This is a genomic window from Pedobacter humicola (genome assembly GCF_056490705.1).
In genome coordinates this window covers 129,395-149,414 of record NZ_JBWJIG010000014.1, presented here as the reverse complement: position 1 = coordinate 149,414, position 20,020 = coordinate 129,395, and the positions used below count along the sequence as shown (strand labels likewise).

The following is a 20,020-nucleotide window of genomic DNA, read 5'->3' as shown; positions in this document are numbered from 1 at the left end:
TTTGTTTAAAAATTTAGTTCTGATTTGATAAATAGCGGTACATTTCGCATCCCGCCAATAAGAATGCACCAACGCCAAAATTAGCCGTAGAGTTTACATCAACCACCTGGCCCGGAATGGCTTTCTCTCCTATTGGTTGTACATAGCCAATTTTCCCGTTGGGCTGTAATGCAGTTTTAGTCAAATATTTCCAGGCTTTTTGAGCCGGTGGTAAGTATGTTTTTTTCTTTAAATACCCATTATTGATCCCCCATAACAAACCATAGGTAAAAAAAGCTGTACCGCTGGTTTCTGGTCCCGGGGCATGTTGCGCATCAAGAATACTTCTGGTCCAATATCCTTCTGCCTGTTGACTTTTAATAATTGCCCGAGCCATATTTTTATATTTGGTGATATATTCGTTTCTATGTGGATCGTTAACAGGCAAATCTTTTAAAACCTTTGCCAAACCTGCAAATACCCAACCATCACCTCTTGCCCAAAAATCTTTTTTACCATTGGCAGTCTTGTGTTTCGGGTAAACGTACTTAGCATCGCGATAATACAGCTTTTCCTTTTTGTCGTACATGATGCTATTAGCGTACATAAAATATTCATGCAGCTTATCCAGGTATGTTTGATCGCCGGTCACTTTATAAAGTTTGGTCATCACGGGCATTACCATGTACAAACCATCGGCCCACCACCAGTAATCGTTATTAGTGGTACTTATCTCATATTGCATTACTTCTTTAACTCTTTCAATTTTAAATATCTCGGGTTTTAAGTGGTACAAATCGATGTATGTTTGAAAGCAGATCTGCCAGTCGCCAAACAGTACATATTCATCTGTTTCGCCGTATTTATATTTCCAATTGGATTTATCTGTCGATTTTGCGCCCATCCATTTGTTGTATTCTGCCCAATCTTCTGAATATTTGCGGTAAGCCTCGTTTTTGGTGATTTCGTAAGCTTCCATATTTCCGGTGTGATAAGCAGCATGATCCCAAAAGGCACGCACATCAGGTTTATTGTTGCTTTGCCAATAGGTATTTGCACGGTTGATCATCTCCAATACCTCCTCTTTCGAAACAACGTTTTGCGCTTTTACCACAATGCCGTTAAAAAACAGGAGTAAGAAAAGTGCTTTATATAATTTTAAATTCATCATTGTATTGGTTTAATGCCATTCACGGTTGGAATTACAGGCTTAATGCTTCCATCGGCATTAAATTCCATTTTATCGATGCAAACTTCACGGTTATAACCTGCTGCCTCCCCCATCGAAATGCCTTTTGGCCGGGTAAAACGATGATAAACCATATACCATTCGTCTTTCCCGTTAACTTTAATCACACTGTTATGGCCTGTTCCGTAAATGCCCTGAGCAGCGTCCTTCGCCAGGATGAGATTATTTTCAGGAATTGTTATTTTGCCAATAGGTGAATCAGAAAAGCCATAGCGCACCCTGTAATTTTCACTTCGGGTATCATCTTCCGACCATAAGAAGTAATACTTTTCATTTCGATAAAAAACTTCAGTGCCTTCTCTAAAATCCTTGTTCGGTGTAATGATTTTAATGGCACTGGTATCAATCGAAAGCATATCCTTGTTTAAGGGCGCTACCGCCATATAACCATTGCCCCAGTAGAGATAACTTTTATTGGTTTTTGGATCATTAAATACATCCGGATCAATCTCCTGTCCGCCTTTAACTCCCCTTGGTTTACCCGAAATTAACGGCTTGCCGCTATCTGTAAACGGACCCGCGGGATCGTTGGCAACCGCAACGCCTATTTTCTGGCCAGCGGTGAAATAATAAAAATATTGATACGCTCCATTTACTTTCTTTTCGATAATGGTTGGCGCCCAGGCATTCTTTTTCGACCATGAAACGTCTTTTTCAAGATCCAATATCTTACCTTCATCTTTCCAGTTCACCAGATCGGTCGACGAAAAACTTTTAAAATAGGTACCACTCCAATTGTTAAAGCCATCGCTGGTTGGGTAGATATAATATTTATCCGTTTTATTGGAATATAAAACCTCAGGATCGGCATAATACCCTTTTAAAGCAGGATTATTGGCTACGGTAACACTTATCTTGTACGTTTTAGGCTGTTGATTGGGAATACTGACTTTAATTTTTAGCGGGCCTTTTGCAAAATCAAGTTTACCCTTTGGCGCAATGCTGATCTGGTTAAAATCATTGAACTGGGGATCGAAAGCTTTTAAATTGGTTCCGTAGGTTACGGGCAGATCAACTTTCTGGTTTACACTGTCTAGAACAATATTATTTTGATTGATCGATTTACTCAGCGGGTTTTGTAAAACAGATTCAACACTATACCACTGGCTTAACAGACGGTTTAATTCCTCTTGTTTAATGGGCAGAACCGTTCCATGCCTGGGGTGAAAATCCATTGTAATATCCTTATCCACTATACTAAAATTCTCCAGATCCTTACTTTTTGTAAATTGATAGCGACCTTTCATGTATACATCATACATCAGGATATATTCATCACTATGATTTAGCTTGAAAACGCCAGCCCCTTCTACTGCTTCTTTGGTTTGTTGCAAATATTTGTCTTGTAAGACATAACCACTGTTTAGCTGATCTGAAACCGCTTTTTTAATGCCGTTGCCATTTCCTTCAGTTTTAAAAAACAGATTGTATTTTCCATTACTATAAATAATGTCGCCATCGATACAAGAGCCATTGGTCGGGCTAAGAAAAAGTTGTTTAGGTGCCGTCTCAAGATCGGTAAAATCGGCGTTGGCGTATGCATAATAGATTTTATCGGGTGCATTGCCATGTTTCATCGACCAGTAGACCATGTATTTCTTTGTGGTTTTATCGTAAATGGTTTGCGGGGCCCAAACACGCAACAGATTTTCATTATTTGGGAAACGTTTCTGAATATTCACAACTGCAGATGTCCAGTGGATCAGATCCTTTGATTTCAACAAGACCATGGCCCTGTTAGAGTCCCAGCCATTTGCCGAAACCATATCAGTTGCCACCATATAAAAGGTTTTGCCATCTTCACCACGCAAAATATGTGGATCGCGCACGCCTCCTGTACTGCTGATTTTTTCGGAGGAAATAATTGGGTTATTGTTATTTAAAGCTTTATAATGATAACCATCAGTGCTCACGGCAAAACGGATGGCCTCTTCTGCCTTATTATTTCCGGTAAAATAAGCAAATAAATAAGCTGTATTTCCTGTAGCGGTTTTAGCCGTTTTTTTGTTTTGTGCCTGTACCAGGTTTACGGAGACCAGGAACAAAGCTACCAGCAGAGCGCATTTATATTTTATTAAGGGATGTTTCATTTTAAAGTTATTTCCTATTGATTAGGTTTCCAATCCAATACCTGTACTTTGGTGGGTGCCTGGTCGGCTTTTCCTTCGCCGTCTATCTGGGTAACATTCTGTAAAAACAGACTCAGCATTTTTTTAGTTTTCCAAAGTTCGGTATCGTACGTAGGTTCCCATTCGCCAATGCTGGTTTCGGTAAGGTCTTTAATAGTCCAGTTTTCAGAACCAAGCTCATCATTTAAAGCAATGGATACTTTGCTTCCCCGTTCAGCATCTCTAAACAGCATACCCGCGGCATAGTGTGTTCCGTTTGGCCAGGCAACAATCTGTGGCCGGGAAATCGGAATCCTTTTGGTACCGGTACCACTCAAACTAAAAGTGGTTTTTCTAAAATTCAGATTGCTCACCTTCCAGCGATCACCTGTTTTAAAAACCAGGTGATATTGTGGTACACTTTCGTTCGCATCATGCCAGTATCCCGCAATAAATACATTGCCTTTTGCATCGGCAAACATCGAGGTCTGGTTAATCAGTTCACTTTTCTGCGGAATTCTAAGTGCATATTCGGCATTCGCCTCCGTAATGGGAAGCGGATATTTTTCTCCTGTAGATTTTAACCAGGTTAAACCACCATCGGTAGATTTTGCATAACATAAATCGTGGTTGCTGGCCACATCAGGACTTTCGCGCCAAACCCATGATAAATGAATGGTTCCAACCTGATCTACTGCAACCTGCCAATACGCATTTCGTTCCCCTTCTCCATCGATCATCCCATCTTGTACCCTTGTCCATCTTTGAGTATGCAAACTATAACGGTTAATCATCAGGTTTCCATTGCCTGAACCACCATCGCGGTAAAAAAACAACAGATCTCCATTGGCCAGTTTGTAAAACTCAGGATAACTCACCTTATTTTCTTTTGCCGAAAGCATGACCTGTTTATTGCCTAAAGTTAATGAACCTGCTGAAACCGATCGAGCATAGTTTAAATTGTTATTGTGCTGCCCCCAGGCGATATGTATAAAGCCATTGCCATCTACCATAATACTGATCGATTTGTGGGCATCACTAGCATCTCCTTTATAGGCGCTGGCTTGCACCGTCCACCGGAGTGAGCCAGTTTTTCGTTTTGCTAATACCACATTTTGTTCATTATCATAATAAGCCGCATATTGCATGCTTTTAAAAGTGACTAAAGAATTTTTACGAAAAATAACGGTGTTTACAGAGTTATTGGCCCATCCGTTACTGGCAATGGTACTCAACTTTGTCTCTTGTGCAATACACATCAGGCTTATCCCTGTGAATCCACAAACTAAAAATATACATTTATTAAGGGATGGATACATGCTACAATTTATGCTGCTCAATTTCTTACATTTGGTATGGTCGAAGTACCGAAATTTTTAAGCTTTGCACAGGGGGCTAAATCATACTTTGCAGGGGGCGTTTTAAGATAAATACCTCTTAAAGTATAAAATAGCGTAACTTTTATGTGGTGGCATTAATATTATAGTACTTATGAAAACTTTTCCGGTGTTTTTTTATAAATTCTGATGGTGTCAATTTAAAGAGCTTCTGAAATTGCTCTCTAAAATATTTACTATCATTTATCCCTACCCTAAAGGCCGCTTCGTTAATGTTCAAATTGGTATTGATCAGCAACTCGGCAGCTTTCCTTAATCTAATAAAACGGATAAATCCATTAATAGACTGGCCAGAGGTAGCTTTAATCCTTTTGTAGAGATTAGAATGACTCATTCCAAGATCAGACGCCAATGTTTTTACGTTAAAACTGTCTTCCATCAAGTTTTCTTCAATTAGTGTTATACATTTTTGCAGAAAACCTTTATCCTCCTGCGATACTTTGTGGGCGTCGGATTTTAAGGTAATCTCATTATAGAAATAAGATTGAAGATTGGTCCTGTTTTTTATAATACTATTTATTTTCGCCGTAAAAAGCTCCTTATCGAAAGGTTTGGTGATAAAATCATAGGCACCCACTTCAATCCCCTTGAGTTTTACTTCCGGACTTGGATCTCCTGTTAATAGAATTACCGGGATATGGTTCAGTGCAGAATCATCTTTAATCGCTTTACAGAGTTCGATCCCGTTAAGGCCATCCATATTCACATCAGAGATTACGATATCAGGCAAATATTCTTTGCAGAGTTTCAATCCATCGGTACCATTTTCGGCCCTGTAAATTTTAAAGTTTTCCTGAAAAATATGCTTGATATAATCGATAATCTCAGGGTTATCATCAATCACTAAAATCGAATGCAGATCGGAAATTAATAGTTCTAGATTACCCACATTTTCGGTATCGTTGCTTTCTGCTTCTTCCTCTTGCGCAATCAGTTCGTTTACATAAGTGAGTTCATTCTGAAAAACACCACTCTGCTGCAGGTTTGGTTCACCAACCGGAATATCGATCAAAAAGATGGTACCTTTACCCTGGTTAGAACGGAACGATATTTTACCCTTGTGCAGTTCTACAAAGTTTTTAGCTAAATAAAGCCCGATCCCAAATCCCATCTTTAACGATTCGTTCGACATCACCTTATAAAATTTATCAAAAAGTTTCTCACCCACATTTGCCGGAATGCCCGGACCACTATCGCTCACTTCTACCTGTACCCGCATACCCACCATTTTAACACTGAAGTTTACAAAGCCACCTTTAGGGGTAAACTTTAATGCGTTCGAAAGCAGATTGAAGAATACAATTTCAAGTTTGTCTTTATCGGCAAAAATATCCAGTTCTTCCTCATCACAATCAAAAGTATATTCGATGTGGTTTTGTTTCGCCAGGTAATTAAAACAGAGAAAAATCTCATTGGTAAATTTATAAAGATTGATCCTCACAATTTTCAATACATCGTTTTCGCTCTCCGTTTTCCTGAACAATAACAGCTGGTCTACCAGGCTTAATAGTCGCCTCGAGTTGCGATAAACCACATTTAGATCGTTCTTTTCCTGTCCGGCATCTTTTTTAGTGATGATATCTTTAATCGGATTAACGATTAAGGTTAACGGAGTTCTAAGCTCATGCGAAATATTGGTAAAGAAATTCAATTTTTTCTCATTCAAATCCTTCTCACGCTCCATTTTAATATTGGTAATCTCTACTTCATGTTTTAACCTTCTTTGGCGGTTGCGATAGGTTTGAAAAAGATAAAACAAGGATGAGCCTAAAATAATATAAATGGTATAGGCCCACCAGGTGCGATACCACGGCGGCAAAATCCTGATGACGACTACCTTTTCGTTATTGCTCCAGGCGCCTTCGGTATCGGTACTTTTGATGTGCAGTTTATACTGTCCTTCGTTTAACCTCGAATAATAGGATGTAGTTAATTTGTTTACATAGTTCCAGTCGCGATCCCAGCCTTCGAGGTAATAAGCATAAGAAATCTGATCCTGAAACGAAAATTCGATGGCCGCATAATCAACCGAAATTACAGCGGCGCTAAAGGGAATTTCGATCCGCGCTAAATTGACTACCGATATGTTTTTATAGCCCGAATCCTGATCGAGGGAAATATTGTTGATCCTAAAATCGGTCAGCACCATTTTAGGGATACGTTTGTTCTTTTTGATACTATCAGGAGAAAACAGGTTGAAACCGCCGATTCCACCGAACAGAAAATTACCGTTGCTGAGTTTTAATGCTGCGTTGTAATTAAACTGGTTACTCTGTAAACCATCGGTAGCGTAGTAATTTTTAAAAGTATGGTGGCTAACATCAAATTTCGATAAACCGTTATAGGTACTGCACCATAAATCCCCGCGTCCATCCTGAAGGATATTGAGTACAGAATTGCTGGGCAGTCCGTCGCTCTGGATATACCGCTTTATTTTTTTAGTATCCGGATCAAAAAGCAATAGGCCACCGCCTTCTGTTCCTATCCATATCTTATGGTTAAAATCTTCCTGAATGGCCCTGATGGCAAAATTGATCTTCGTGTATTCGTGTTTCTTATTTACCGGATCGATTTTAATCAATTCGGTATAATTTCCTGCCCACAGTCTTCCTTTCGAATCCTGAAACAGCGTATGGATATCCTTTAAATTATGATCAAAGAGTTCAAATTTATCGGTGTTTTTGTTGTAACGGTATAAGGCGCCTCCCTTTGTAGTACCTACCCAGATATTGTGCTGTTTATCCTGATACAGTTTCCAGATATTGATATCGTCTACACCCTTAAAGGTATTGTAGCAGCTATAGTGAATAAACTTTTTTGTTGTTTTATCGAAACGGTCTATCCCACCACTAAAAGTAGCCACCCAGATATTCCGGTCGGCATCGCTTAAAATGCTGGTTACAAAATTACTGGTTAAAGAGTTTGGCTCGCTGGTTTTGGCATAATTGGTAAAGTTATTCTGTTTCTGGTTCCAAACGCTCAAGCCCCCACCATCAGTTCCAATCCAAATGTTTTTGTTTTCATCTTCACTAAACGAAAGCACAAAGTTGTTAATCAAAGAATTACTTTTTAAGGGATCATGTTTGATCGTACTAAACTGCTCACTCTCCTGATCAATAATGTTTACGCCACCACGTAAGGTGGCAATCCATTTTCTCGATTCCTTGTCCTCATAAACCTGGGCAACAGAATTACTGCTCAACCAAGGCTTTTCCTTTCCTGCAGATAAATAACTGATTTTTTGAGTTTTCGAATCGTAAACCGTTATTCCGCCACCATCCGTCGAAATCCAGAGCTTTTGTTGTTTATCAAACAAAAGGTTCATGATATTCTCATTGCCCAGGTGCTGGTCAAACTTGCTCAGGCTTTCATTGGCTTTATTGAACTGAAAAAGGCCATGCTCGGTTCCGATCCAGAGATTTTGTTTGTCACCTTTTGTAATACTGGTTACCGAGCGCAATGTAGCATTGATCAAACGGAGGCTATTTTTTCCCGCATCGTACCTGCAAAGTCCGATATCTTTAATAAAAACCCAGAGGCTTTGCTGCTCATCAACATATAAAGCTTTTACAGAGAAATCGCTGTTTTTGCCAAAAGGAATACGCTGAGCCAAGCTTTCATCTTGTTTAAGCATAAACAGGCCTTTTTCATCGGTAGCCGCATATACAACGGAAGCGGCGCTAACTGCAATGGCATTAATAGCATAATTTACATCATTCCGCTTTCCTTTTTCTTTGTAACTCAGCTGGTGAAATTTCGAATCGGCGTAATCGTAGTAAGAGATCCCTTTTTGTGTACCTACCCACACCCGGTTTTTGGCATCACCGTTTAACACCGTAATGTGGTTGTTTACCAAAGAATATTCGTCGCCCCAACCGTTTCTAAAGATCTTAAAGTGGTAACCATCGTAACGGTTTAAGCCGTCATACGTACCCATCCACATAAAGCCAAAACGATCTAGGTATAAAGAGTTTACCACATTATTGGACAGCCCGTTTTCTACGCCCAGATACTTAATGGGAATAGCTGATGGCTGGGCAAAACAAATACCTGTGCACATCCATACGAAGAGTATGAGGCACGCGGAAATCTTCTGGATGTGGAACATAGAAAAAACAGTACCGGGGTATACTTGGTATGAAACGAATATACATATTTTCCCAAAACTCAGCTACGCGCCATTCTTAGGATTAAATAGTAAAAATGGTAAGATTTCTTCTACGTTAACCATAACCTTATTGCGGGGTTATCTTGGACACTTTCTTCTTTTTGGCCTGTATTTTAACAATCTCCCCATAGGGTACCACCCCTGCAGAACTGGCCCAATTTTGATAGGCTTTGGTCAACTCATCAACTTTGGCGGGCATAACAGCCGAAAGGTCTTTCAGTTCCGAACGGTCTTTGCTTAAATCGTATAATTGCCATTGAGTAGGTTTCCCGGCGTGGAATTCGCTTACCAGTTTCAAATTACCCGATCTAACGGCGGCATTACCCTCGTGTTCCCAAAAGATGGGCTGCTGATGTACGGCCAGATCTTTACCCTGGATAACAGGTAACAAACTTTTCCCCTGCAATGGAGTGATGATGTTTCCTTTATAACTGGCAGGATATTTTGCCTTGGCCACATCTACAATGGTAGCCATAATATCGGGTAAAAAACCATACTGATCGGTAAACTTGCCCAACGATGTTTTAGGGATAGTTTTTGGCCAGTGTACGATTAGTGGGGTGCTAATTCCGCCCTCATTTACCCAATGTTTATATTTTTTAAAAGGTGTATTGGATGCATTGGCCCACGACTGGCCATAACTGAGCATGTAACCCAATTTGGTACCCAGGTTTTGTGGCAAACCTCCACCAAGTTCGCCCCCTTCGGCACAGGCACCATTATCAGAAAGAAAAAATATTAAAGTATTATCCAGTTCGCCTGAAGCTTCGAGTGTTTTAATCACGCGACCGATATTTTGATCCATCCGATCGATCTGAGCGGCATAAAGTGCCATGCGGTGATCCATCTCGTCCTGTTTTTCGGGCGAAAGTTTATCCCAGTCGGCACCATCGTCTTCGCTCAATAAAGTATTGTCTTTTATTACGCCTAGCTTTTTCATACGTACGTATCTTTCTCTGCGAAGCGCTTTCCATCCGTTTTTATATTTACCACGGTATTTCTGAACATCGGCTTCAAGTGCATTTAATGGCCAGTGTGGACTGGTATAAGCCAAATACATAAAAAACGGCGCTTTACTTTCCTTTTTGTTTTCTCCGAGGAATTTAATGGCATAATCGGTTAGTGCATCGGTAAGATAAAAATTTTCGCCTTCAGGGGCTATCTTATTGTTCATCAGCATGAGTCCGCGGCCACCCGATGGATTAAAATAATTTGTTGCACCTGCCAATAAACCATAATATTTATCGAAACCGCGCTGCAAAGGCCACCGTTGTTCGCCATGATAACCCACATGCCATTTACCGCTCATTAAAGTTTGATACCCCCTTGTTTTTAAAACCTCTGCAATGGTTACACATTTGTTGTTTAAGGCGCCTTGATATCCTAGAAGTCCGTAGTTAAAACTAGTACTGTCTTCCGGATCGTTAGACATGTGTCCTATACCCGCCTGGTGCGGATACAAGCCTGTGAGCAGAGAGGCTCTGGTAGGGCAGCATCTTGCATTGTTGTAAAACTGCCTGAACCGGATACCTCCAGCCGCAAGTTTATCCAAATTTGGAGTAGCTACTTCGCTTCCATAACAGCCGATATCGGCAAAGCCCATATCATCGGCCATAATTAGAAGAATATTTGGCTCTTTTACCGGAGGGGAAATTTTAGGTTTTGTGCCACTAAAAAAGATTAGAAAAGTCACACAGCTTAAAATTTGGATCAGTTTACTCATAGGTGAATGGGTTATTAAACTTAAAACTGTTCTCAATCAAATCAATAGCAGCCTTCTGTATACTCATGCAATTGATCAACTCAAAAACAACAACTAAATTTTAACAATTGAGCTGTATTATTCAAATATATAAATTCTATAGGATTAGTATTATTTATTATTTAAATAATTTGCTATACGCAACGGAGAGATAACTATATCAGTTAACTGTCTAAGAACGGAAGTTCTACAAAAAATATGGTGCCTTTATCTGTTTTTCTTTCAAACCATATTTTCCCACCATGTGCATCTACAATCTGTTTTGATATCGCCAAACCAAGGCCAAAGGGTTCTTCGCCATCAGTACCAGTCCTTTTTACTTCTGTAAATATGTCGAAAATTCTGTTTTCAATATCTGGTGGAATCCCAATACCTTCATCTGAAATTCCTAAACGTACAACTTCGGTAGTTTGTACCATGCTAATCTCTATTGTTGCATGCTTGGGGCTAAATTTAATTGCATTCCCAATCAAATTACTCATCACACGCCAAAGTTTTTCGCCACTCGCTAAAAGCATTACCTGTTTTACCTGCAGATTAATTATTTGTTTCTTAGCTGATGCACTATTCCGTAACAAGGCCACACAGTATTCGAGGAGTTCGGCCAAATCTATTAGCTCTTTATTAAGTTTTTCTATTTTAAATTGTATGTGCAACAGGTCGTTAACCAGTATAAGTGAATTTTTACTCGAGTCTTTAATAAGCTTAAGCATTTCCAGATCTGTAGACGAACGATTATTTTCATCAATCATCAAATTACTTAATAAATGTATGCCGGCAATAGGACTCCGAAGATCATGGGCAACAATTTTAAGCATTTGGGTGTTCTCGGTCTGACTTTGCTCTAAAGCGAGCAAGGTTCCCGTCAACTTATCGTTCTGACTGGTTACCTGTTCAGTTAACCTTTTATTTTTTCTTAAATTTTCCTTAACCACAATTAATATAGCCAGTGCGAGCACACAGACAATTGTAATAACGATGATCAAAACAACCTGATATTGAGATTGTATAGTTAATGCAGCTACTTTTTGTTCCTTAAGTGCATAATCCATGTAATCAATATTGGATGAATTATTGAGCTTTATCTCCCGTTCATCCAATTCGATTAGCTTGCGCCCGTATAATACGGCCTTGATATTGTCTCCACGTGCACGATAAAACTCGAACATGGTTTTAGCAATTACCTTACTGTAAGACAAAAAACCACTTTCATTGGAAACTTTAAGCGCCTCTTGATATTTTGCTACAGCAAGGGCAGAATCTTTTTTTGCCAAAATATCTCCTATAAAGGCCAGCTGATCCATAGCCGTGTGAAATAACTTCTTTTGTATGCCAATATCGATAACATGCAGATATAGCTGGAGTCCCTCTTTCTCCTTCCCTTGCGATAACAGATCACTTGCAGTAACTGCTTGCAGCGTTAATAATTGCCGTTCGTCATTATATCTCCGACTAATTTTTTCAACTTTATTAATCCCATCCTTTGTCGCTTTCTTATCGAATTTTTGTGGAAATGCGAACAAGTAGTTCAAAATAACACGCCCCATAATCGAATCATTACTGAGTTTGTTACCCATTTTGGCAGCCCCATCGAACCATTTAATAGATTGCTCAAAGTTGCCAATGGCATGATATGCAATTCCAAGGTTCATCATGGTTTGTACCATGTTAACCGAATCTCCGATAGAAATATAATTGGTATGGGCTAAGCTATAATAATACAAGGCAAGTTGGTTGCTTCCCTTTAAATTAAAAAAAATACCAAGGTTGTTTAATGCATCAGCTTTGCCCTGTTCATAATTGTGTCTCAAGGAAATTTCTCTTGCCTGTTTTGCGAGGTAAAAGGTGCTGTCGACATTACTTTCGTACATCAACATAGCAAGTCGGTTTAAGTCATCGACATATTTTAAGCTATCTGATACCACTTTTAAAGAAGCTCTTAGTTTCTCCACTTCAGGCAATTGCGCAAAGCCAAATAAATTTACAGAAAAGAGGAGGTAAACTGATAACAATATCTTTCTCATCATATCTAATTAATACGGTTTTTCTGTTTTTATTGGAAAAACTCAATAAATTAAAGCGCTCAAAATGAGTATGAAAATACTTAAAACCAAGAAATATTTTGTTAATTTAGATAAGAAAAATTTCACTTATATTAATATTCTACGGCCTAACTCAATAACTCCATTAATGAGTGAAAATGTCTTAATTCTTACTATACATAATCGTGAAATGTACAATTTGATACGATAATCTTATTAAAAAGCCTAAAAGAGCCTTAATTTCACCTTTATGACATGTATTGATACCTTAACTCCTATCAAACAGTTGGAGCAATTAAAGATTGGCGATGTTATTTCTGACATGTCTGGCAGCTCCGGAACCATCAGCAGCATTGAGGTTTTAAAACACAGAACTTATTTAACCTATTATTTCAGGATTAAATCGGGCAAACTTATTTTAGCCATTCGCTAACGCTCACGAAAACACTTTCGGATGATAAACGGTCTGAATAAGTTTAATCAATAATTAACAGTCCCTCCATCAACCACCCAAATGTGTATAAAATAGATAGATATTATATATAACATTTTTTATATTCTTCTCTCCTCATCAGCAGACAATCGATAGCCTAGTTATTTAACATCAGAATGCCCCAGGTTCATTGACGGGTTCACTTCATCACGAATGAGCTGTTTCAATTCTTTAATTTCAGGGAAACGCTGCATCTCCTTTCTATCGAAAATCAATTTTTCGCCAACTAATACCTTAAAAACGCCCGATGTTTCGCTTGGCATTAACACTACTCCTTTTACGTCATTAACGAAAGTGGTTAAAATTTCCTGTGCCATATATGCCGAGCGCAACATCCACCCACACTTAGGACAATAGGTAATACTGATGAGTGATTTTTCCATTGGAGTATTTTTTACAAGGGTACAAAAAATGATGGGTTTTTAGGTGATGAAAAATCTAAGATGGATGATGGAATTAAAAAACCCGAATTCTGGCCCTATGCGTTTATATCCAGCACATCATTTTTCTATACCCAGATATATTCTTTCATATCCGTAATATCTTTTTTCAATTTCCAGATATATTCTTTCATATCTAACACACCCTTTTTCTATCTCCAGATATATTCTTTCATATCAAACACATCATTTTTCTATCTCAGAAGATATCCTTTTCCCAAAATGATTACTATTCTGATGTCGCAATGTGCTTTTTACGACCTGGAAAGCGTTTTTTCAAATCGTCGTATATCACTTGTGTACCGGGGATATTAGACCGACTAGCCCCTTTTATGGAATGGTAAATACTTAAAGCAGCCTGATAAGCTTCGCTACCAGCCACCAAACCCGTATCTTCCATAGCCCTTAACATCGTACTCAACTGCTGGAAAATGCCATAAATTTTAGCGGCAAGATTACTATCGTTTATCGCTTCTTCTAAATCGATATAATTAGGTACCAAATTTGGGTTTTGCTTGGCATAAGTTAATGTTTTATTTACAAAAGCCAGGGATTTTTCACCCATTATAAGCGTTTCCCTACGTTCTTGGGCAGTTAAATTGATGATGAGTAGTGGCGCTAAAACTTTTTTGAATTCTTCGAATATTGCATCAATGGCGGCTGATTGCTCCACCGTAATTTTAGCCGAAATCTTGTTGTTTAAACTCATGGTAAATGGTTTTCATATAAATATTAAGGTTAATTGATAATTCCTCTAAAAAACATGCTCTAACAGATTGCTATGCAAAAAATGGGTATGCCTTGTTTTTTTATTAAATGTGGGATAATTAACCATCATAACCATGGGATAGCTGATGAGATAGTTTTTAATATAAAATATACTATGGTTTAAATATATGAAAATGAAAAAAAAAACAGACGTTTTATTCAATATTAAGTTCAGATTTTTCAATCATACATGTATCACGTGTACTCAACGTAGTTAAGTTGGGACTTTTAACAACAAATAAAGGATGCACACAGGTACAACAATCCGTATGGATCTGTGTCCATCTGTGGTTAAACTATATTTGCCTTTGACTAATAGACTTAACATACCATTGCGAATGCGCTAGGGGATGTAGCAACATTTTAATGCACACGCGTGACGCGTGCGCTAAGAAAACAAAACCCTTATCTCCGCTTTTCCCGGTCGGGTTTAAAAATAATGTAGAAAACAAAAACACCTGCCAGTAAAAAAATTATACCCAAAATTAAATTTGCCCTATCATCCATTTTTAAACAACATAGCAATTATCGAAATGGTTGAGATTAACATACAACCTGAAAGGGTGAAGTATATGAAGATTGAACAAAATGCAAGTATGCCCCTAAAACGTTGTTAAAACAGAAAAGGGTATGCATATTCATGCTTACCCCTTTCCAAAAACCCTGTGTTAGCGGAACTATAGTGACATAGATGAAGCAATTTGTTTACTTTATCTAGATCATCATACAACATCATCCTGATAACCAAATGCTTATTCTAATCGTTATCTTTTAACGGAATCTTAAACCAGAATACCGAACCCTCGCCCTCTTTGCTGTTAACACCAATTTCACCACCATGGCGCTCCACAATTTCGGCTGATATATATAAGCCCAGGCCAAGCCCCGAAAAGTTATATGATGAAGCTTCCACACGGAAAAAACGGTCGAACACAAACTGCGATTTATCTTTAGGTATCCCGATTCCATAATCCTGTACCGAAACCAACAGATAATCGCCTTCAGTTCTGGTCTTTACTATAATTTTATCCGCATCGGGAGAATACTTGATTGCATTGGACATAAAATTGCTCAAAACCTGCTCAATACGGTTACGGTCGGCATGTACCTGAACATCCGTAATCTCCTGTACAATGCGATGTCCATGCATGCTTTCCTGTAAACCATCAATCGCATCTTCAATTACGCCGGCAATATTAAATTCAGAAAAATTAAAAGTCATTTTACCGGCCTGTATTTTGGTTACATCCAATAAATCTTCAACAAGGGCTGTTAATTTTCCAATCTGACGGTTTGCTTTATCTACAAACTCATGAATTTTTTCAAATTTCTGCTGTTCAGCCATCCTCAGTGCAAACTGTAAAAAGCCTTTAATGCTGGTAATTGGTGTTTTTAGTTCATGACTGGCAATGCTCATAAATTCATCCTTGCGGTGCATAAGCTCTTTGGTAGCTTGTTGTGCCTTCATTAAATCGGTTACTTCGAATCCAAAGAAAGCAAGACCATCAATTAAACCCTGATCAGAAAAAACAGGATTAATGATAATATCGAACCACTTTTCAATCGAATCTCCGGTAGCCCGGTTCACCTGATCAATTCTGTAAGCATTAGCAACATAGGTTTCTCCCGTTAGCAATACTTTATTTTCTATCGCTAACAACTCAGGCGATTCGAACTTAGAACCATTTCCAATCCTTGAACGACCGATATAATCTGTTCCGCCATCAAAAGTTTTAAAAGCTTCATTAACAAATTCGTATTTTAATCCTTTACCCCTTCTGATGGTGATGAGTGCAGGTGCGTTTTTGAAAATGCTGTAAAACTCATCCTGTTGTTTCTTGATGAGTTTTTGAAGTTCGCCCCGTTTTTTCTCGGTATGTTTCTGCTTACTGATGTCGATCACATAGGTTACCGCCCCATTTGGAACTTCCTCATCTAAAAGCGCCGAACCCACCAAAACATCTACAGGGATACCTGCTTTGTTGAGGTACTGTTTTTCGAACGGCGGACAAAAGCCTTCTTCTTTTAATAATTTTGCCGATATTTTACTGATCGGCAAAAAAGCTTCAGGCGTAATCTGCATCCAATCGATATTTCCCTTTTCAAAATCTGCCCTGGTATAACCCAAGAGGTTTAAGAAGATATCGTTGGCATCCTCTATCCGCCCCGTTTCCGTATCTGTAAACAATATTCCGATTACATTCGATTCGAAAATCTTCCTGAACTTGCGCTCAGTTGAGTTTAACCTTACCTCCGTATCCACCAGTTTGGATATGTCAACAATAGAGCCTACCATGCGGTACGGTGTTTGCAAATCGTCGAGCAGGATACTTCCCCGATCCAGCAGTGTCGCAAAAGTGCCATCTGCCTTTTCAAAACGGTACTGAGCGGTCCACTGGGTTTCGTTATGGTTAATGGCATCGTACACGCTGGTTTTTACACGCTCACGGTCATCGGGATGGATTTTATCAAACCAGAATGAAATATTTTCGGTCTGTGCGTCTTTTTGATAGCCGAACATCGACGTAAAATTATCACTCCGCCACATGGTATTATGTGCCAGGTTCCAGTCCCATATGGTATCGTTTGTGGCATGCGAAACCAGATTGAAACGTTCCTCGCTTGCCGAAAGCTTTTGGGTACGCTCTTTTACCTTCAATTCCAGATCGGCATTGAGCTGCCTCAGGTTTTCGCGGGTGCCTAAAAGCTCGTTGTAGTTTTTCTTCAGTTTTTGCTCAGCCAGTTTTTGCTGACTGATATCCGTTAGCGTGGCCACAAAACCGTCAGACATTTTTACCGCTATCAGCTGGCACCATTGCTCTTTAGAAAACTGGAGTTCTGTTTCGAGCACCTTGCCATTTTCGACCACACCAACATATTTATTAAACAGGTTACCTACCGTTAGCTCTGGTATCATTTTCATTAACCTTGCACCACTTAGCTCTGTCCTGTTTTTCTTTAAAATACTCAGGGCCGAATCGTTATAGGTACTGCATTCAAAATCTGCAATAAAATGTTTGTTATCCCTCACCGCTTTAAAAGCCAAAATCCCATTCAGGCTGGCATTAAAAACGCCACTAATGATATTGTTTAGCTCGGTAATTTTAGATATATCTACGAAAGAAATCACCACCCCATCTGCACGCCTGTCTTTCCTCAGATAAGGCATGATGCGCATCAAACAGCGGGTATTATTTTTTAGTTGTACTTCTTTTTCAATTACCTTCCCGGTGAGCAGCACTTTTCTAATGTCGCCGGTAAGGTTTTCGGCCTTGATATTGTTCGAAATATGTTCAATCGACCGCCCAATATCGGCCTCGATGAGGTTAACCATGCTAACTGCCGCCGGATTAAATTTGCGGATAAACATTCCCGAATCCAGAAAGATCTGGCCGATATCGGTGCTCCTGAAATAATTGTCGAGGTCATCATTAAGCTCAATCAGTTCTTTGATTTTTAACTGATGTTCGGTATTGAGTGTATGCAGTTCTTCGTTTAACGACTGGAGTTCCTCATTGCTCGATTGTAACTCTTCGTTGGCCGATAGCAATTCTTCGTTACTCGATTGGAGTTCCTCGTTGGTGGTCTCCATTTCTTCTACGGCCATCTGCAGGTTCGAACGGGTTTCGTTCAGTTCGGCTTCCAGTTCAAACACATATTCAGACTGGCTGGCATCATGGAAGCCCGGCAGTACAAATTCGTCTTTATCGGCCAGTATTTCTAAAACATGCTCCACAAAAACCACCATGGTAAAGCCATTGGTATGATCAGGAGAGGCCGGTAGAATAGCGATATCAACAAAAACATCTTCATTAGCCTGCTTAAAACGGATCTTTTTTAACTCCGTCTTTTTATTGTCTTTCCAGGCTTTTCTCAATCCGGTATTGAGTACGATAGATACCTCTCTGGGTACCATCTTCAGGATATTGAGTTCAATGCTTTGCTCAGGCAGTGATAAATATTGACGGTAATCGCCAACTGCATCCTGCATAATGTATCCTTTATCAATAAAAACGGCAACGTATCCCAGGTCTGACGAAAGAAAATCAGCCAAACGCTTTTCTAAAGGACTTTGTATCGTTTCGGCATGCGGTCCTTTTTTCCGTTCCTGCCCCAGCGTTGTTTTTGTACCTGTATTGTAGGTATTGTAGGTTGAATAATTGATTTTTCCGGTTTTCTTATAGATTTTTGATTTACTCGATATCTCTGTAAGTCCCGCCTTCATGGAAGAAGCGGTTTCGCTCGATCCGAGAAACAGGTAGCCATTTGGCAATAAGGAAAAATGAAAGATCGAAAGGATTTTTTCCTGGAGTATGCCGTTTACATAAATGAGCATATTCCTACAGGTCACCAGATCGTTCTTAATAAAAGGAGGCGATTTAATCACATCGTGTTTGGCAAACACCACTTGTTTTCGAAGACTTGCCACCACACTGATGTGCTTTCCATCCTGTATAAAATATTTTTTAAACAGCTTAGCAGGGATTTCCTTCTTTACCGAAATCGGGTATTGATTAAGGGAAGCGATTTCGATGCTCTTTTCATCAATGTCGGAAGCAAATATTTTAATCTCAATCTTTTTGCCCGATTTATCTACACAATCGTTTACAAGGGCGGCAATGGAGTACGCTTCCTGTCCGGTACTGCAGGCACAGACCCAGATTTTTATGACATCGCCATTTTCTTTCCTGTCGACAATATCTTGTATGGCATACTCGTAAAGCTGTTCGAAAGCCTGGCCGTCTCTAAAAAACTTGGTTACGCCAATCAGAAAATCCTGTGCTAAAATTTTTACTTCATCGGCATGGTTGTGCAAAAAATCCACATAACGGTCGAGCTTTTTTATACCTCTTTCGTTCATTCGCCGGCCAATGCGCCTGATAATAGTCGGGGTTTTATAAAGGTTAAAATCGTTACCGCTGCTGGTATGTACCAGTTTAAATATTTCATCGAGCAGCTCTTCGTTCACCTTACCATTTTCGAGTACCTTAACAGGCTCTTCATTTACATAACTGAAAAGTTCTTCCTGCATCCTCGAAGGGATCAGTATATGGTCGGCATTGCCAGACGCGATGGCCGAATTGGGCATGCCATCAAATTTGGCAGAAGCAGGTTCCTGAACAATAACCATCCCGCCGTTTTCCTTTATACTCTGTATGCCCTTGGTACCGTCTGTACCGGTTCCGGAGAGGATAATGGCTATGGCCTTTTCTTTTTTGTCTTTAGCGAGGGTATATAAAAAGTGATCGATGGCTGTGTTGGGTGCTTTAATCTGCGATTTCTCCGCAAGCTTAAGCCGTCCCTTTACCAGGGTCATGAGTTTATTATTGGGTATGATATATACACAATCCTGCTGAATGGCCATATCGTTTGCCGCTTCAAATACCTTCATGTGGGTGTGTTTGCCCACAAGCTCTACCAATAAACTTTTGTAGTCTGATGAAAGGTGCTGGATAACCACGAAAGAAAAACTCGAGTTTGCAGGCATGTGGTCGAAGAATTCGTGAATGGCTTCCAGGCCTCCTGCAGATGCACCAATGGCTACAATATATTTGTCGTAGCGCTTATTCAATACCGGTTCTTGCTTTTCCTTTTCCTGCTTTTGTTCCATCAG

10 protein-coding genes are annotated in these 20,020 nt (G+C 39.4%); 1 reads left to right on the top strand and 9 read right to left on the bottom strand.

What is annotated here, in order from left to right; genetic code table 11:
* Positions 1-13 precede the first annotated feature (13 nt).
* The 6 genes from AC04Q1_RS20320 to AC04Q1_RS20295 form a co-directional block, all read right to left on the bottom strand.
* Positions 14-1,150: a glycoside hydrolase family 88/105 protein gene (locus tag AC04Q1_RS20320; protein ID WP_478366397.1), complete on the bottom strand. Its 1,137-nt coding sequence runs from the start codon at positions 1,148-1,150 to the stop codon at positions 14-16.
* Positions 1,147-3,318, bottom strand: a complete 2,172-nt coding sequence (locus AC04Q1_RS20315) for a glycoside hydrolase family 43 protein (protein ID WP_478366396.1) — start codon at positions 3,316-3,318, stop codon at positions 1,147-1,149. The genes AC04Q1_RS20320 and AC04Q1_RS20315 overlap by 4 nt, the downstream gene beginning before the upstream one ends.
* Before the next feature lie 14 nt (positions 3,319-3,332).
* On the bottom strand, positions 3,333-4,595 hold the full coding sequence (locus AC04Q1_RS20310) for a BNR repeat-containing protein (RefSeq protein WP_478366395.1): 1,263 nt from the start codon (positions 4,593-4,595) through the stop codon (positions 3,333-3,335).
* Between the two features lie 202 nt (positions 4,596-4,797).
* Positions 4,798-8,793, bottom strand: coding sequence for a two-component regulator propeller domain-containing protein (locus AC04Q1_RS20305; protein ID WP_478366394.1), 3,996 nt, complete (start codon positions 8,791-8,793; stop codon positions 4,798-4,800).
* A 175-nt stretch (positions 8,794-8,968) separates the two neighbouring features.
* Positions 8,969-10,624 carry an arylsulfatase gene (locus AC04Q1_RS20300; RefSeq protein WP_478366393.1) on the bottom strand — a complete coding sequence of 552 codons (1,656 nt, stop codon included), beginning with the start codon at positions 10,622-10,624 and terminating at the stop codon, positions 8,969-8,971.
* Positions 10,625-10,827: 203 nt separating this feature from the next.
* The gene (locus AC04Q1_RS20295) at positions 10,828-12,690 is read right to left on the bottom strand and encodes an ATP-binding protein (protein ID WP_478366392.1); all 1,863 of its coding nucleotides are present in this window, start codon (positions 12,688-12,690) and stop codon (positions 10,828-10,830) included.
* Between the two features lie 265 nt (positions 12,691-12,955).
* Between AC04Q1_RS20295 and AC04Q1_RS20290 the strand changes: the two genes are divergently transcribed.
* Positions 12,956-13,138 (top strand): hypothetical protein, encoded by a 183-nt coding sequence (locus tag AC04Q1_RS20290; protein ID WP_478366391.1) that lies wholly within the window; start codon positions 12,956-12,958, stop codon positions 13,136-13,138.
* Positions 13,139-13,299: 161 nt separating this feature from the next.
* Here the strand turns inward: AC04Q1_RS20290 and AC04Q1_RS20285 are convergent, their stop codons facing one another.
* From AC04Q1_RS20285 to AC04Q1_RS20275, 3 genes are all read right to left on the bottom strand, one after another.
* On the bottom strand, positions 13,300-13,581 hold the full coding sequence (locus AC04Q1_RS20285; RefSeq protein ID WP_478366390.1) for an Rdx family protein: 282 nt from the start codon (positions 13,579-13,581) through the stop codon (positions 13,300-13,302).
* 286 nt (positions 13,582-13,867) lie between these two features.
* On the bottom strand, positions 13,868-14,347 hold the full coding sequence (locus AC04Q1_RS20280) for a hypothetical protein (protein ID WP_478366389.1): 480 nt from the start codon (positions 14,345-14,347) through the stop codon (positions 13,868-13,870).
* An 816-nt stretch (positions 14,348-15,163) separates the two neighbouring features.
* Positions 15,164-20,017 carry a chemotaxis protein CheB gene (locus tag AC04Q1_RS20275; RefSeq protein WP_478366388.1) on the bottom strand — a complete coding sequence of 1,618 codons (4,854 nt, stop codon included), beginning with the start codon at positions 20,015-20,017 and terminating at the stop codon, positions 15,164-15,166.
* Positions 20,018-20,020 lie beyond the last annotated feature (3 nt).